A 16385-nucleotide genomic window follows, 5' to 3' on the forward strand; every position below is an offset into this window, starting at 1 on the left:
CCCATTCCGTCATGTCCCGACTCAATCCCCGGCAGCAAGAAGCCGTGAACTACGTCGGCGGCCCTCTTTTGGTGCTCGCCGGCGCTGGCTCCGGCAAGACCAGCGTGATCACCCGCAAAATCGCCCATCTGATCCAGAGCTGCGGCATCCGTGCGCAGTACATCGTCGCCATGACCTTTACCAACAAGGCCGCGCGGGAGATGAAGGAGCGGGTCGGCACGTTGCTCAAGGGTGGCGAAGGCCGTGGCTTGACCGTGTGTACGTTCCACAATCTGGGGCTGAACATCATCCGCAAGGAGCATGCGCGGCTGGGCTACAAGCCAGGTTTCTCGATTTTCGACGAGACCGACGTCAAATCCCTGATGACCGACATCATGCAGAAGGAATACGCGGGCGACGACGGCGTCGACGAGATCAAGAACATGATCGGCTCGTGGAAAAACGAACTGATCCTGCCGCCCGAAGCCCTGGAAACCGCGCGCAACCCGAAGGAACAGACCGCCGCCATTGTCTACACCCACTACCAGCGCACGCTCAAGGCGTTCAATGCGGTGGACTTCGACGACCTGATCCTGCTCCCGGTAAAGCTGTTCCAGGAACACGACGACATCCTCGACAAGTGGCAGAACAAGGTCCGCTATTTGCTGGTGGACGAATACCAGGACACCAACGCCAGCCAGTATCTGCTGGTGAAGCTGCTGATCGGCAAACGCAACCAGTTCACCGTGGTCGGCGACGATGACCAATCGATCTACGCCTGGCGCGGCGCCCGTCCGGAAAACCTGATGCTGCTCAAGGACGACTATCCGTCTCTGAAAGTGGTGATGCTGGAGCAGAACTACCGCTCCACCAGCCGCATCCTACGCTGCGCCAACGTACTGATTTCGAACAATCCCCACGAGTTTGAAAAACAGCTGTGGAGCGAGATGGGGCACGGCGACGAGATTCGCGTGATCCGCTGCCGCAACGAAGACGCCGAGGCCGAGCGCGTGGCCGTCGAACTGCTCACCCTGCATCTGCGCACCGATCGGCCCTACAGCGATTTTGCGATCCTTTATCGCGGTAACTACCAGGCCAAGCTGATCGAGCTGAAGCTGCAGCACCACCAGATTCCCTATCGCCTGTCCGGCGGCAACAGCTTTTTCGGACGTCAGGAAGTCAAAGACCTGATGGCTTACTTCCGCCTCCTGGTCAATCCGGACGACGACAACGCCTTCTTGCGGGTGATCAACGTCCCACGCCGGGAGATCGGTTCGACCACCCTGGAAAAGCTCGGCAACTACGCCACCGGGCGCAAAGTCTCGATGTATGCCGCCACCGAAGAAATTGGCCTCGGCGAGCATCTGGACAGCCGCTTCACCGATCGTTTGGCGCGTTTCAAACGCTTCATGGACCGCGTCCGTGAACAGTGTGCGGGCGAAGACCCGATCTCCGCCCTGCGCAGCATGGTCATGGACATCGACTACGAGAACTGGCTGCGCACCAACAGCTCCAGCGACAAAGCCGCGGATTACCGCATGGGCAACGTCTGGTTCCTGATCGAGGCGCTGAAGAACACCCTGGAAAAAGACGAAGATGGCGAGATGACCATCGAAGATGCCATCGGCAAGCTGGTCTTGCGCGACATGCTCGAACGCCAGCAGGAAGAGGAAGACGGCGCCGAAGGTGTGCAGATGATGACCTTGCACGCCTCCAAGGGCCTGGAATTCCCCTACGTGTTCATCATGGGCATGGAGGAGGAAATTCTCCCCCATCGCTCCAGCATCGAAGCCGACACCATCGAAGAAGAACGCCGTCTGGCCTACGTCGGCATTACCCGCGCCCGTCAGACCCTGGCCTTCACTTTCGCTGCCAAGCGTAAGCAATACGGCGAGATCATTGACTGCGCGCCCAGCCGCTTCCTCGATGAGCTGCCGCCGGATGACCTGGCCTGGGAAGGCACCGACGATATCCCGACCGAAGTCAAAGCCGTTCGCGGTAACACTGCACTGGCGGATATACGCGCGATGTTAAAGCGCTAGAATTGACTACTTTTTAACCGAACAGTTTTTATCAGCGCTTAGGCGCACAAAGCGCTAAAAGAGGACGTTCCGTGGAAGCACTGCACAAGAAAATTCGCGAAGAAGGCATCGTGCTTTCCGATCAGGTCCTGAAAGTCGACGCCTTTTTGAACCACCAGATCGACCCGCAGCTGATGAAGCTGATCGGTGACGAATTCGCCGCGCTGTTCGCCGACTCGGGCATCACCAAGATCGTCACCATCGAAGCCTCGGGCATTGCGCCAGCGATCATGACCGGCCTGAACCTCGGCGTACCGGTGATTTTCGCCCGCAAGCATCAGTCCCTGACCCTGACTGAAAACCTGCTGTCGGCAACGGTGTACTCGTTCACCAAGCAGACCGAAAGCACCGTGGCGATTTCCCCACGGCACCTGACCAGCAGCGACCGGGTGCTGATCATCGATGACTTCCTGGCCAACGGTAAGGCTTCGCAGGCGCTGATCTCGATCATCAAGCAAGCCGGCGCCACCGTGGCGGGCCTGGGTATCGTGATCGAGAAGTCGTTCCAGGGCGGCCGCGCGGAACTGGACTCCCAGGGCTATCGCGTCGAATCCCTGGCCCGGGTGAAATCCCTGGCCGGTGGCGTCGTGACCTTTATCGAGTAATTGGAAGCACCAAAAATTAAATGTGGGAGCGAGCTTGCTCGCGATAGCGGTGTAACAGTCAACATAGATGTTGAATGTTATGGCCTCATCGCGAGCAAGCTCGCTCCCACATTGGATCGTCGTCGGTCGTTATGACACGGTGGCCTTCAAACCCGCCAACAACAACCGCTGATACAGGTCCTCGCGCAGCCCTTCGGGTTTCGTCAGCTGCATCCGCTCCAGATGCACGGGAAACTCCGAAGGCTCCGGCGCATCCAGCGCCGCCTTGCCCAGTTCAAGAATCTCGGTGAGCTTGAACTTGCTCTTCAGCCAGTTGAGTGCCCGAAGTAAATCTCGCTCTTCAGGGCTGAAATCACTCCCCAGCGGATACTCCGGAAACAGCTGCGGATGCCGTGCTTGAATCGCCTGCAAGCGCTGTGGGTTGTTGTCGGCGAAGCGCGGATCGAGGCGGAAATCCTTGGGCAATTTGCCGACTTTCTGCGCCTGCTCGATCAACCCCTGCTGGAAACGTGAGTCGCTGATATTGAGCAGCGCTTCGATCACCACCGCATCGGTTTTGCCACGCAGGTCGGCGATGCCATATTCCGTCACCACGATATCGCGCAGGTGCCGCGGGATCGTGCAATGGCCGTACTCCCAGACAATGTTCGAACTCACCTCCCCACCCGATTCACGCCAACTGCGAAGGATCAGAATCGAACGCGCGCCCTCCAGCGCATGGCCCTGGACGACAAAGTTGTATTGCCCGCCGACACCGCTGATTACCCGTCCGTCTTCCAGTTGGTCCGCCACCCCGGCCCCCAGCAGAGTCATGGTGAAGGCGCTGTTGATGAAGCGCGCATCGCGCCGCTGCAAACGCTTGAGCTGCTCGTTGCCGTACAGTTCATTGATGTAGCTGATGGCGGTCATGTTGAATTCGGCCAGTTTGCTCGACGGCAGTTCGCGCAAGCGCTGATAGAAACTGCGCGGGCCGAGGAAGAACCCGCCATGCACCGATATGCCGCCAGACTGCATCGCCTCATCCAGCGCTCCGGCGTTCGCCTGCTCTTGCAGCGCGACATCAGGGTAGACCTTGCGCCGGACGATTCCAGCATCGGCCAGAACCAGCAACCCGTTGACGAACATTTCGCTGCAACCGTAGAGCCCTTCAGCGAAGGGCTCTACGCCGCCTTCACGTTCGATCAGGCGCTGCCATTGAGTGAGATCGATATCCGCCAGCAGCGCACGATAGCCCTCGTTATCCGCCTGCCGCGCCAACAGTGCGGCGGTCAGTGCATCGCCCATTGAGCCGATGCCGATCTGCAAGGTGCCGCCATCGCGCACCAGCGTACTGGCATGCAGACCGATGAAATGGTCCTGCAGGCCCACCGGCATATTCGGCGTGGAAAACAGCGTGGTATGGTCCTCCTCATCAATCAGCAGATCGAAAGCGTCACTGCCGATTTCTGCATGGCCTGGCATATAGGGCAGGTCATGGTGAACCTGGCCGAGCAGCAGAATGGTCTCTCCCGCTGCGCGGCGCTTGGCGATCATCGGCAGCAAATCGAGTGTGATGTCCGGGTTGCAGCTCAAACTCAGACGATCGGCCTGCAATGGATCACGCGCGACCAGTTGCGCAACCAGGTTCAAGCCAGCGGCGTTGATGTCCCGGGCGGCATGGCTGTAGTTACTGCTGACATAGTCCTGCTGAGCGACTGCACTGTTGAGCAGACTGCCCGGCTGCAGGAAAAACTGTTCGACCCGGATATTGGCTGGCAGGCTATTGCGGTGTAGATCGGCGAGGAAGTCCAACTCGGGATAATCGCCGAATACCCGCTCGATAAAAGGTTCGAGAAAGCGCCGTTGCAAGCCATCGCCCAGCGCTGGACGGCCGAGACTCAAGGCGGTGTAGATCGTCAGGTGCCGCTCGGGCAACTGCGCAATGCGTCGGTATAGCGCGTTAACAAAAGCATTGGGTTTACCCAGCCCGAGTGGCAAGCCCATATGGATATGCGCCGGCAAACGCGCGAGCACGTCATCGACGGCATGCTCGATTGAACAGGACTGCACCATCTGACTCTCCCTGGCCTTCCTGGAATTGAGGTTAGCCCGAGCTTGCCGGGTCTTGCCTGCAAAGAACAGTCTCTGGACCCAATCCCGGACACAAAAAAGCCGCTCGTGAGCGGCTTTTTCCAGAAGATCCAGCTTATTACAAGCCAGACATCTCCTTGATTGCGGCCTTCAAGTCGTCATCCGAGCAATCTGCGCAGGTGCCTTTTGGCGGCATCGCGTTCACGCCGGTAATGGCTTTGGCGAGGATCCCGTCGAGGCCGCCCTGGTGGTCGGCACGTTCTTTCCAGGCGGCTTTGTCACCGATTTTCGGCGCGCCCAACAGGCCGGTGCCATGGCAAGCATTGCAATGCTTGGCAATCACGTCTTTCGGCGTTTTCGCACCACCAGCGCCGCCAGCCGAAGCCGCGACTTCCATCCCCTTGCACTCCTTACCTTGTACACAGACCTGGCCGACGGGTTCAAGTCGCTTGGAAATATCGTCAGTAGTCGCAGCTTGAGCGCTGACTGCCCAAAGGGCCAATACGGTTGCTGGTACAGCCAGCATTTTCATAATTAGGTTCACGCGTACACCCTCAATGGTGGCTAGTCACGCCCACGGCCACGGTTCGCAGGCGGGCGCAAGTATAACGGTTAGCCGGCCACACTGAAACAACCCTAAAGTCGAAGGGGTATTAGTAGTGGCAGGAAAGTAACCAGGGCGCCTCCGCAAACCTTGCTGGACGCCTCTTCTGTCAGAAATTCGCTGGTGTAGCTGCGCTGATTAGTCGCGCCGGCGCATCGAACGGATTACGGAAACGGTGCGGTTTGGTGCTTTCAAAGTAGTAACTATCACCGGCTTCGAGCACAAAGGTCTCGAGCCCGACCACCAATTCCAGTCGCCCTTCCAGGAGAATCCCGGTTTCCTCGCCCTCATGGGTGAGCATTTCGCCACCGGTATCGGCGCCTGGAGGATAAATTTCGTTGAGAAACGCAATCGCCCGGCTCGGATGTGCCCTGCCGACCAGCTTCATGGTCACTGCACCATCGGAAATATCGATCAGTTCGTGGGCTTTGTAGACGATCTGAGTCGGTTTTTCCTGGAGGATTTCTTCGGAAAAGAATTCCACCATGGACATGGGGATACCGCCAAGAACCTTCCTCAGCGAACTGATCGAGGGGCTGACGCTGTTTTTCTCGATCATCGAAATGGTGCTGTTGGTGACGCCCGCACGCTTGGCGAGTTCACGCTGGGAAAGACCTTTCAGTTTACGGATGGATTGCAGTCGTTCACCGACGTCCAATGCATTAGCCTCCCAGGATTCAGGTTGTACGGATATTGAACGTTATCATGGCGACAGCGTTCAGTATTTACAACACTTCGGGTTGAATCCTGTTCGGCGAGGCGACTTTCGGTACGCTCCGCTAGCCATCAGCTCCCGGAATAGAGCAGTGGCACTCGGCGCAGGTTGCAGAAAATCTGATAAGGAATGGTCTCGGCGGCCATCGCTACGTCACTGGCGAGGATGTTTTTACCCCATAACTCGACCGTAGAACCGAGGCCCGCCTGGGGTACATCGGTCAGATCAACGCACAGCATGTCCATCGATACCCGGCCGAGCAGCTGACTGCGTTGACCCGCGACCAACACGGGTGTGCCAGTAGGGGCCTGGCGCGGATAGCCATCGGCATAGCCCATGGCAACCACACCGATGCGCATCGGTTTCTGGGTGATGAATTTCGCGCCGTAGCCCACTGGCTCGCCGGCCGGCAGTTCACGTACGCAGATCACTTTCGATTCCAGGGTCATCACTGGCTGCAGACGCGCAGCCAGCGGGTTGGCTTCTTCGAACGGGGTCGCACCGTAAAGCATGATGCCGGGCCGCACCCAGTCACTGGGAATGTTCGGCCAACCGAGAACGGCTGGCGAGTTGCGCAGGCTGACCTGAGCCGACAAGCCCTGACGAGCCGCCTCGAATACCGCGACTTGCTCGGCACTGCGGGTGCAATGGAGCTCATCGGCGCGGGCGAAGTGACTCATCAAGACGATCTTCGCCACTTTGCCGCTGGCCAGCAGGCGTTGATAGGCCGCCTGGTAATCCGCCGGATGCAAACCGACGCGGTGCATGCCCGAATCAAGCTTGAGCCAGACGGTCAGTGGTTTGGCCAGTGCGGCTTTCTCGATCGCCTCGAGCTGCCATAACGAGTGCACCACACACCAGAAATCATGCTCGATGATCAATGCCAGCTCATCGGCTTCGAAAAAGCCTTCGAGCAGCAGCACCGGCGCACGAATGCCGGCGGCGCGCAGCTCCAGCGCTTCTTCGATGCAGGCGACAGCAAAACCGTCCGCCTCGGCTTCCAGGGCCTGGGCGCAACGCACCGCGCCATGGCCGTAGGCATCGGCCTTGATCACGGCGAGAGCCTTGGCTCCCCCCGACACTTCGCGGGCCAATTGATAGTTGTGACGCAGGGCTTGAAGATCGATCAGGGCACGGGCTGGACGCATGGCGGCGGACTTCTAGGCGGTCATGAGGAAAAAAACCGGCGCTGGCTGACGGCGTAAACCGCCAACAGCGCCGGGAGAGGGACCTTTCTTGCTTAAGGCTTAAGGCAGAGCAGCCACAACCGACAGCTCGACCAGAATTTCCGGCTCGCAGAGTTTCGACTCGACGGTTGCGCGTGCAGGTGCCACACCCTTGGGCAGCCACGCGTCCCACACGCTGTTCATGCCGACGAAATCAGCATCAATGTCTTTCATGTAGATCGTCACCGACAACAAACGGCTCTTGTCGGTACCCGCCAGATCCAGCAAACGCTCAATGTTGGCCAGGGTTTCACGGGTCTGCTGTTCAATCCCGGCGTTCATATCGTCGCCGACTTGCCCTGCCAGATAAACGGTACCGTTATGAACAACGATCTGGCTCATGCGCTCATTGGTGAGCTGGCGCTGGACTGACATGTTTAGCTGACTCCTTGGGACTATTACCGTAACGAGAAATATCGAGGCCTTCGGCGCTGATCTGTGGCGATTTCTTCGCCATCAGGTCAGCCAGCAGGCGACCAGAGCCGCAGGCCATGGTCCAGCCGAGCGTGCCGTGGCCGGTGTTCAAGAACAGATTGCGGAACGGTGTGGCACCCACTATCGGAGTGCCATCCGGGGTGGTCGGGCGCAGGCCGGTCCAGAAACTGGCCTGGGACAGATCACCGCCCTGAGGATAAAGGTCGTTGACGATCATCTCCAGGGTTTCGCGCCGACGTGGATTGAGCGACAGGTCAAAACCGGCGATTTCAGCCATGCCACCGACACGAATGCGGTTGTCGAAACGGGTGATCGCAACCTTGAAGGTCTCGTCAAGGATCGTCGAAGTCGGGGCCATTGCCGGGTTGGTGATCGGCACAGTCAGCGAGTAACCCTTGAGCGGGTACACCGGTGCCTTGATACCCAGCGGCTTGAGCAACTGCGGCGAATAGCTTCCGAGGGCCATCACGTAGCGGTCAGCGGTTTCCAGCTTGCCGTCGATCCACACACCATTGACGCGCTCACCGGCGTAGTCGAGACGCTGAATATCCTGACCGAAACGGAATTCCACACCCAGCTTCACGGCCATTTCTGCAAGCTTCGAAGTGAACATCTGGCAGTCGCCGGTCTGATCGTTCGGCAGGCGCAAGGCACCGGCTAGAATATCGGTGACACTCGCCAGCGCTGGTTCGACGCGGGCAATGCCGGCGCGGTCGAGCAGCTCGAACGGTACGCCGGACTCTTTGAGCACGGCGATGTCTTTCGCCGCACCGTCGAGTTGCGCTTGAGTGCGGAACAACTGGGTAGTACCCAGGCTGCGGCCTTCATAGGCAATGCCGGTTTCGGCACGCAGTTCGTCGAGGCAGTCGCGGCTGTATTCGGACAGGCGGACCATGCGCTCCTTGTTCACTGCGTAACGGCTGGCGGTGCAGTTGCGCAGCATCTGCGCCATCCACAGGTATTGGTCGATATCGGCGGTAGCCTTGATTGCCAGCGGCGCGTGGCGCTGCAACAGCCACTTGATGGCCTTGAGCGGCACACCCGGCGCGGCCCACGGCGAGGCATAGCCTGGGGAGACCTGCCCGGCGTTGGCAAAACTGGTTTCCATGGCAGCGGCCGGTTGGCGATCAACCACAACCACTTCGAACCCGGCCCGAGCCAGATAGTAGGCACTGGCGGTACCGATGACGCCGCTACCCAAGACCAGAACGCGCATTTTCATATCCCTCATCGCGGCTTACCGCTGACGTTTGTTGTATTCAGCATTGATGCGGGCAGTGTAAAAAACATTAGCCAGTGCTTTTCACTATATAAGTGCCTATATTTGGCGAGAATTCTCGGTAAAAACGCTTTTCACGGAGGCGCATCCCCTATGCGTACTAACACCCAGACCAAACGTGAGCTGGACAAGATCGACCGGAATATCCTGCGCATCCTGCAGGCGGACGGGCGTATTTCCTTCACCGAACTGGGGGAAAAGGTCGGCCTGTCGACTACGCCCTGTACCGAGCGGGTACGGCGCCTGGAGCGCGAAGGGATCATCATGGGCTACAACGCCCGGCTCAACCCCCAGCACCTGAAGGCCAACCTGCTGGTGTTCGTCGAGATCAGCCTCGACTACAAGTCCGGCGATACCTTCGAGGAATTCCGCCGCGCCGTGCTGAAACTGCCCCATGTGCTGGAGTGCCACTTGGTGTCCGGGGACTTCGATTATCTGGTCAAAGCGCGGATTTCCGAGATGGCCTCATACCGCAAGCTCTTGGGCGACATCCTGCTCAAACTGCCCCATGTGCGGGAGTCCAAGAGCTATATCGTGATGGAAGAGGTGAAGGAGAGCCTGAATCTGCCGATTCCGGATTGAAGGATTGCCTGGAGATAGTGGTCGCTTGTGCGGGCGCTATCGCGAGCAAGCTCGCTCCCACATCTGGATCAATGTCGTACACAAATCCGTGCCCACTGAAGATCCAAGGTGGGTGCGAGCCTGCTCGCGATGGGGACGACTCGGTAGACCAGATTCCACACAGCCTCTAGACCAACACCTGCCGCGTACTGGCCATGTACTCATGAATCTGCTTTTCGACCCGCGGATGAATCATCTCCACCGGGCGACGGCCATTGGGGCATGGCAAGGTCGGCGTGGTGCCGAACAGCCGGCAGATCAGCGGCCGCTCGTCGTACACCGTACAGCCGTTCGGCCCCAGGTGGACGCAGTCCAACTCATCCATTGCCGCCTCTTGCTCGGCAGCCGTCTTGCGTGGCAAGCGGGACATTTCTTCCGGCGAAGTAGTCACCGGACCACAGCAGTCATGGCAACCTGGTACGCACTCGAATGAGGGAATCTGCTGCCGCAGCATACGGATTTTCTGGCTGTTGCAGCTCATCGAAGCGATTTCCGGAAAGTGGATGGACCAGGATTTTGCCTTAAAAGCCACATTCCAGACAGCGCTGGCCGACCAGTGTTGCCGAGACTGAAAGTTGGGGCTTATGCTCCGTAAAGTTTTTCAAACACAATAAATCAGGATTACGCACATGAACGCCCGTGCTCAGCAACCTGTCCCGAGCAACCAGCACACCGCCTCTTACTATGCCGCCAGCAGCCTGCCACAGCCCGATCATCCGGTGCTCACTGGCGCGTTGGTGGCTGACGTTTGCGTGGTCGGCGGCGGTTTCTCCGGGCTGAACACGGCAATCGAACTGGCCGAACGCGGCCTCAGCGTGGTGCTGCTGGAAGCGCGCAGAATTGGCTGGGGCGCCAGCGGGCGCAACGGCGGGCAGTTGATCCGCGGAGTCGGCCATGGCCTCGATCAGTTTGCCAACGTGCTTGGCACCGAGGGCGTACGCCAGATGAAACTGATGGGCCTGGAGGCGGTGGAGATCGTCCGCCAGCGGGTCGAACGTTTTCAGATCCCCTGCGACCTGACCTGGGGTTACTGCGACCTGGCTAACAAGCCCCGCGATCTTGAAGGATTCGCCGAAGAGGCCCAAGTGCTGCGCAGCCTCGGTTATCGCCATGCAACCCGTCTGCTGCAAGCCGATGAGATGCACAGCGTGGTCGGTTCCGACCGCTACGTCGGCGGTTTTATCGATATGGGTTCGGGGCACCTGCATCCGTTGAACCTTGCGCTGGGCGAAGCCGCCGCCGCGCAACAACTCGGTGTGAAGCTGTTCGAGCAATCGGCGGTGACCCGCATCGATTACGGCCCTGAAATTCGTGTTCACACCGCTCAGGGTTCGGTCCGAGCCAAGAACCTGGTGCTGGGCTGCAACGCCTATCTCAACGAACTCAACCCGGAACTCAGCGGCAAGGTGTTGCCCGCCGGCAGCTACATCATCGCCACCGAACCCTTGAGCGAAGCCCTGGCGCATTCCTTGTTGCCACAGAACATGGCGGTCTGTGATCAACGGGTAGCACTGGATTACTACCGCCTCTCGGCGGACCGGCGCTTGCTGTTTGGCGGAGCCTGCCACTATTCCGGGCGCGATCCGCAGGACATTGGCGCTTACATGCGGCCGAAAATGCTCGAGGTATTCCCGCAACTGGCCGAAGTGAAGATCGACTATCAATGGGGCGGCATGATCGGCATCGGCGCCAATCGCTTACCGCAGATCGGTCGCCTCAAGGACCATCCCAACGTGTATTACGCCCAGGCCTACTCGGGTCATGGCCTGAACGCCACACACCTGGCCGGCAAGCTGCTGGCCGAAGCCATCAGCGGCCAGCAGAGCGGCGGTTTCGATCTGTTCGCCAAGGTGCCGCATATTACTTTTCCTGGCGGTAAGCATTTGCGCTCACCGTTGCTGGCGCTGGGGATGTTGTGGCATCGGCTTAAAGAGCTGGTCTGAAATTGCCTATGTCCGTAAGGACGTCATCGCGAGCAAGCTCGCTCCCACAGGGTTAGCGTATAACCTGTGGGAGCGGGCTTGCTCGCGATTCAATCGAAAGGCACCGCAGCAATCAAAGCCGCCAAAAGGGTTTGAGCCCCTCCTCCCGCGCCTGCTCACGGCTCAAGCCGATATCGCGCAGTTGCTCGGCCGTCAGATCGAGCAAGGCCTTGCGCGTGTGCAGGCGATGCCACAGCAGGCCCCAGCGGCTCAGGCCGGACGGCGCATTACGGGCCGTCGCCGCATGTGACCGGTTTTCCTGCCCTGCCGCCAGTTCCTGACTGTGTAACGCGAGCCGCACATCGCTCAAGCCGTTCATTTTCTGTAGCTCCTGTTTACTTGGGTTGCCATGAGCACACATCATGCGCGGGCACCCAAAACCATTACAGATTCAAAACGGATGTATTATCTCCATACAGAATTTCCGATTGCGGCACTGAATCCTGTATTTTTACTTCATCTGTACTGGTTATTTGAATCCATCCCCACCGAGGCCCCGCCATGACCCTTTACGTCAATCTCGCCGAACTGCTCGGCACGCGTATCGAACAGGGCTTCTATCGCCCCGGCGACCGGTTGCCTTCGGTGCGGGCCTTGAGCGTCGAACACGGGGTCAGTCTGAGCACCGTGCAGCAGGCTTATCGGATGCTGGAGGACAGCGGCCTGGCGACGCCAAAGCCGAAATCCGGCTACTTCGTCCCGGTCGGGCGCGAGCTGCCGGCGCTGCCCGCAGTCGGGCGCCCCGCTCAACGACCGGTGGAAATATCCCAGTGGGATCAGGTGCTCGAATTAATCCGGGCGGTCCCGCGCAAAGACGTGGTTCAACTGGGTCGCGGCATGCCGGACATCACCACGCCCACCCTCAAACCCCTGCTGCGCGGCCTGGCCCGGATCAGCCGTCGGCAAGACATGCCTGGCCTGTATTACGACAACATCTACGGCACCCTCGAACTGCGCGAACAGATTGCCCGCCTGCTGCTCGATTCCGGCTGTCAGTTGAGCGCCAACGACCTGGTGGTCACCACCGGCTGCCATGAAGCGCTGTCCACCAGCATCCGGGCCACCTGCGAACCAGGCGATATCGTCGCCGTCGACTCGCCGAGCTTTCACGGCGCCATGCAAACCCTCAAGGGCCTGGGCATGAAAGCCTTGGAAATCCCCACCGATCCGCTGACCGGGATCAGCCTCGATGCCCTGGAACTGGCCTTGGAACAGTGGCCGATCAAGGCCATACAGTTGACCCCCAACTGCAACAACCCGCTGGGCTACATCATGCCGGAATCGCGCAAACGGGCCTTGCTGACCCTGGCGCAGCGCTTCGACGTGGCGATTATCGAGGACGATGTGTATGGCGAACTGGCCTACACCTACCCAAGACCTCGGACCATCAAATCCTTCGACGAAGACGGTCGGGTCCTGCTCTGCAGTTCGTTCTCGAAAACCCTCGCACCCGGCCTGCGCATCGGTTGGGTAGCCCCGGGGCGTTATCTGGAGCGGGTGCTGCACATGAAATACATCAGCACCGGCTCCACTGCGCCGCAGCCACAGATCGCCATCGCCGAGTTCCTCAAGGCCGGGCATTTTGAACCGCACTTACGACGCATGCGCGGCCAGTACCAGCGTAACCGCGACTTGATGATCGACTGGGTCAGCCGTTATTTCCCCGCAGGCACCCGCGCCAGCCGTCCGCAAGGCAGCTTCATGTTGTGGGTGGAACTGCCGGACGGCTTCGATACCTTGAAACTGAATCGTGCCCTGCTCGATCAAGGCGTACAGATCGCCGTCGGCAGCATTTTTTCGGCTTCCGGCAAATACCGCAATTGTTTGCGGATGAACTACGCTGCCAAACCAACGGCACAGATTGAAGAAGCGGTGTGCAAAGTGGGCGCCGCGGCGATCAAACTGCTGGCCGAAACCGAGGCTGCCATCGACTGACCTTTATCCGCAAACCAGCGTCCAAATGCAGACAGCCGCCAATCGGGACGATCCAACATGAGATTCAGACGGGCTCTGCCCCTGCTTATGCTGGTCACCCTGATCCTGGGCAGTTGCGCCACGTTTAATGCTCCACGCGAGCCCAGTCAGGCCTTGCCTGCAACGGATTCGGCGTTTGGCCGCTCGATCAAGGCCCAGGCGGCACATTACGAGGGGCAGTCCGGTTTTCGCCTGTTGTCCGACAGTGGCGAAGCCTTCACGGCCCGCGCCGAACTGATACGTAACGCGCAAAGCAGTCTCGACTTGCAGTACTACATCGTCCATGACGGCATCAGCACGCGGATGCTGGTGGAAGAACTGCTCAAAGCTGCCGATCGCGGCGTGCGTGTACGCATCCTGCTCGATGATTTGACCAGTGACGGCAAGGATCAGGTGATTGCCACGCTCGCCGCCCACCCGCAGATCCAGATTCGCCTGTTCAACCCGCTGCACCTGGGCCGCAGTACCGGGGTGACCCGGACCGTGGGCCGGTTGTTCAATCTGTCGCAGCAACATCGGCGCATGCACAACAAGCTGTGGCTGGCGGACAACAGCGCGGCCATCGTCGGCGGGCGCAATCTGGGCGACGAGTATTTCGATGCCGAGCCGGACCTGAATTTCACTGACATCGACCTGCTCGGCTTCGGCCCGGTGGCCGAGCAGCTGGGGCACAGCTTCGATCAATACTGGAACAGCGCCTTGAGCAAACCGATCGACGAGTTTATGTCCAGCAAGTCGACGGCCAAGGATCTGGCCACCGCCCGGGCGCAGCTGGAGCAATCCCTGGAAGAAACCCGGCAACAGAACCACGCGCTGTATCAGCAACTGATGACCTATCGAACCGAACCGCGCATGGACGCCTGGCGCAAAGAGCTGATCTGGGCCTGGAGCCAGGCGCTGTGGGATGCCCCGAGCAAGGTGCTGGCCGATGGCGAACCCGATCCTCAGCTGCTGCTCACTACCCAACTGGCGCCGGAACTCGAAGCAGTCAGCAAAGAGCTGATCATGATCTCCGCCTACTTCGTTCCCGGCGAGCCGGGCCTGCTGTATTTGACTGGACGCGCTGACGCCGGGGTCGCGGTGAGCTTCTTGACCAACTCTCTGGAGGCCACCGACGTGCCGGCGGTGCACGGCGGTTACGCGCCCTATCGCAAAGCCTTGCTGGAACATGGCGTAAAGCTGTTCGAACTCCGGCGCCAACCTGGGGAGGATAACGGCAGCGGGCCACATTTTTTCACTGGTGCGTCGTTCCAGGGCTCCGACTCCAGCCTGCACAGCAAAGCGATCATCTTCGACCGAAAGAAATCCTTTATCGGCTCGTTCAATTTCGACCCTCGGTCGGTGCTATGGAACACCGAAGTCGGCGTAATCGTGGACAGCCCTGAATTGGCCGAGCACGTCCGTGACCTGGCCCTGCAAGGCATGGCACCGGCCCTGAGTTATCAGGCCAAACTGGAAAATGGTCAGGTAGTCTGGGTCACCGAAGACAACCAGCAACTGCATACCCTGCGCCGTGAGCCCGGGAGCTGGTGGCGACGCTTCAATGCCTGGTTCAGCACCACCGTGGGCCTGGAACGGATACTTTAGGCCGCTTCGGCAACAGCCCCGAAAGCCCCCTGGCGCGACACCAGAATCACCAGGCCGAAAGCCCCGGCCGCCATCAACAACGGCAAGGCATGCCCACTGATCCACTGGCTGCCTGCCCCCGCTACCAACGGCCCGATCAGGCAGCCGATACCCCACAGCTGCGCGACGTGGGCGTTGGCGCGGACCAGTGCGTCGTCGCGATAACGTTCGCCGATCAGAATCAAAGACAGGGTAAACAAGCCGCCGGCACTGGCCCCGAACAGCACCCACAGTGGCCAGATCAGCAAGGTGTCGATCAGCAGTGGAATTGCCAGACTCGACAGCATCAGGATCACGGCACAACCGGTAAACAGTGTGCGCCGTGAGAGCCGATCGGCCAGCGCACCAATCGGCAGTTGCAACAAGGCATCGCCGACCACCACGGTGCTGACCATCGCCAGGGCAATTTCGGTGGTGAAGCCCTGGCGCAGGCAATAGACCGGCAGCAAGGTGAGGATCATCGCCTCGAACGCGGCGAACAGCGCCACCGCCCAGGCAATCGCCGGCAACGAGCGGCAAAATCCCAGCAAATCGCCCAAGGTCACGCCGAACGCCTCGCTGGTCGGCGCCCCGCTACGCCCCAGCAGCAGGAACGGCGAGATGACCAGCAGCCCGACCCCGACCCAGAAACCGTAATCACCCTCGGTTCCCAGAGCCCCCAGCAGCAGCGGTCCGGACAGCTGGCTCAAGGCATAGCTGCTGCCGTACAGCGCCACCAACCGGCCACGCCATTGTTCCACCACCAACTGGTTGATCCAGCTTTCGCCGAGAATGAAGACGATCGTCAGGATGACCCCGATCATCAGGCGCAACACCAGCCAGACCGGATAGCTCGGCAACAGCGCCAGCAGGCCGATCGATACCGCTCCGCCCCACAGGCACAAGCGCATCAAGCCCGCGGTACCGAAATGCGCCGCCAGACGGTTCGAGATCTTGGCGCCGAGGAGAACGCCCAGGGCCGGCATCGCCGCCATCACGCCAATGGCGAACGAACCATAACCCCAGCTTTCCAGGCGCAACGACACCAACGGCATGCTGACGCCCAGCGCCAGACCGACACTCAGGACAGACGCCAATACGGCGAAATAAGTCGCCCAACGCATTTCCACGCTCCTGTGGATGGCTTTTATTCGATGGCTGAAACAACACAGCCGGACCTTCCTGAAGGAAAGTCCGGCTGCGAGATGG

Annotated in this window: 15 protein-coding genes; 6 read left to right on the top strand and 9 right to left on the bottom strand. The window is 59.8% G+C overall.

Going from position 1 to position 16385, the window contains the following annotated elements:
* Nucleotides 1-11: 11 nt before the first annotated feature.
* The gene (rep, locus tag F8N85_RS11600; protein WP_150803762.1) at nt 12-2021 is read left to right on the top strand and encodes a DNA helicase Rep; all 2010 of its coding nucleotides are present in this window, start codon (nt 12-14) and stop codon (nt 2019-2021) included.
* 71 nt (nt 2022-2092) lie between these two features.
* Nucleotides 2093-2665, top strand: a complete 573-nt coding sequence (locus tag F8N85_RS11605) for a xanthine phosphoribosyltransferase (RefSeq protein ID WP_150803763.1) — start codon at nt 2093-2095, stop codon at nt 2663-2665.
* Between the two features lie 129 nt (nt 2666-2794).
* On the opposite strand, the gene F8N85_RS11610 is transcribed toward F8N85_RS11605, so the two are convergent.
* The 6 genes from F8N85_RS11610 to dadA all read right to left on the bottom strand — a co-directional run bounded on the left by F8N85_RS11610 (nt 2795) and on the right by dadA (nt 8931).
* Entirely contained in the window at nt 2795-4717 is a 1923-nt protein-coding gene (locus tag F8N85_RS11610; protein WP_150803764.1) for an acetyl-CoA hydrolase/transferase C-terminal domain-containing protein, read from the bottom strand.
* Nucleotides 4718-4853: 136 nt separating this feature from the next.
* On the bottom strand, nt 4854-5267 hold the full coding sequence (locus F8N85_RS11615) for a c-type cytochrome (RefSeq protein ID WP_150803926.1): 414 nt from the start codon (nt 5265-5267) through the stop codon (nt 4854-4856).
* A 181-nt stretch (nt 5268-5448) separates the two neighbouring features.
* Nucleotides 5449-5997: a cupin domain-containing protein gene (locus tag F8N85_RS11620; RefSeq protein ID WP_150640739.1), complete on the bottom strand. Its 549-nt coding sequence runs from the start codon at nt 5995-5997 to the stop codon at nt 5449-5451.
* A gap of 128 nt (nt 5998-6125) precedes the next feature.
* The gene (alr, locus tag F8N85_RS11625) at nt 6126-7202 is read right to left on the bottom strand and encodes an alanine racemase (RefSeq protein ID WP_150803765.1); all 1077 of its coding nucleotides are present in this window, start codon (nt 7200-7202) and stop codon (nt 6126-6128) included.
* 99 nt (nt 7203-7301) lie between these two features.
* The gene (locus tag F8N85_RS11630; RefSeq protein WP_150803766.1) at nt 7302-7655 is read right to left on the bottom strand and encodes a RidA family protein; all 354 of its coding nucleotides are present in this window, start codon (nt 7653-7655) and stop codon (nt 7302-7304) included.
* Nucleotides 7627-8931, bottom strand: coding sequence for a D-amino acid dehydrogenase (gene dadA, locus F8N85_RS11635; RefSeq protein ID WP_150803767.1), 1305 nt, complete (start codon nt 8929-8931; stop codon nt 7627-7629). Before dadA ends, F8N85_RS11630 begins: the two co-directional genes overlap by 29 nt.
* 156 nt (nt 8932-9087) lie before the next feature.
* Here dadA and F8N85_RS11640 point away from each other — a divergent pair, with 156 nt between their 5' ends.
* On the top strand, nt 9088-9576 hold the full coding sequence (locus F8N85_RS11640; RefSeq protein ID WP_150640743.1) for an Lrp/AsnC ligand binding domain-containing protein: 489 nt from the start codon (nt 9088-9090) through the stop codon (nt 9574-9576).
* A gap of 166 nt (nt 9577-9742) precedes the next feature.
* On the opposite strand, the gene F8N85_RS11645 is transcribed toward F8N85_RS11640, so the two are convergent.
* Nucleotides 9743-10096, bottom strand: a complete 354-nt coding sequence (locus F8N85_RS11645) for a YkgJ family cysteine cluster protein (protein ID WP_150803768.1) — start codon at nt 10094-10096, stop codon at nt 9743-9745.
* 148 nt (nt 10097-10244) lie between these two features.
* Between F8N85_RS11645 and F8N85_RS11650 the strand changes: the two genes are divergently transcribed.
* Nucleotides 10245-11558: an NAD(P)/FAD-dependent oxidoreductase gene (locus tag F8N85_RS11650; RefSeq protein ID WP_150803769.1), complete on the top strand. Its 1314-nt coding sequence runs from the start codon at nt 10245-10247 to the stop codon at nt 11556-11558.
* Nucleotides 11559-11670: 112 nt separating this feature from the next.
* Here F8N85_RS11650 and F8N85_RS11655 read toward each other — a convergent pair whose 3' ends face one another.
* A complete protein-coding gene (locus F8N85_RS11655; RefSeq protein ID WP_150803770.1) occupies nt 11671-11916 on the bottom strand; it encodes a DUF1127 domain-containing protein in 246 nt (81 codons plus the stop codon).
* A 182-nt stretch (nt 11917-12098) separates the two neighbouring features.
* On the opposite strand from F8N85_RS11655, the gene F8N85_RS11660 reads away from it, so the two are divergent.
* On the top strand, nt 12099-13532 hold the full coding sequence (locus F8N85_RS11660) for a PLP-dependent aminotransferase family protein (RefSeq protein ID WP_150803771.1): 1434 nt from the start codon (nt 12099-12101) through the stop codon (nt 13530-13532).
* Between the two features lie 57 nt (nt 13533-13589).
* Nucleotides 13590-15158: a phospholipase D family protein gene (locus tag F8N85_RS11665; protein ID WP_150803772.1), complete on the top strand. Its 1569-nt coding sequence runs from the start codon at nt 13590-13592 to the stop codon at nt 15156-15158.
* Here F8N85_RS11665 and F8N85_RS11670 read toward each other — a convergent pair.
* On the bottom strand, nt 15155-16300 hold the full coding sequence (locus F8N85_RS11670) for an MFS transporter (RefSeq protein WP_150803773.1): 1146 nt from the start codon (nt 16298-16300) through the stop codon (nt 15155-15157). The genes F8N85_RS11665 and F8N85_RS11670 overlap by 4 nt on opposite strands.
* Nucleotides 16301-16385: the final 85 nt, after the last annotated feature.

The sequence above is a fragment of the Pseudomonas fluorescens genome, assembly GCF_902497875.1.
GTDB lineage: Bacteria > Pseudomonadota > Gammaproteobacteria > Pseudomonadales > Pseudomonadaceae > Aquipseudomonas > Aquipseudomonas fluorescens_BR.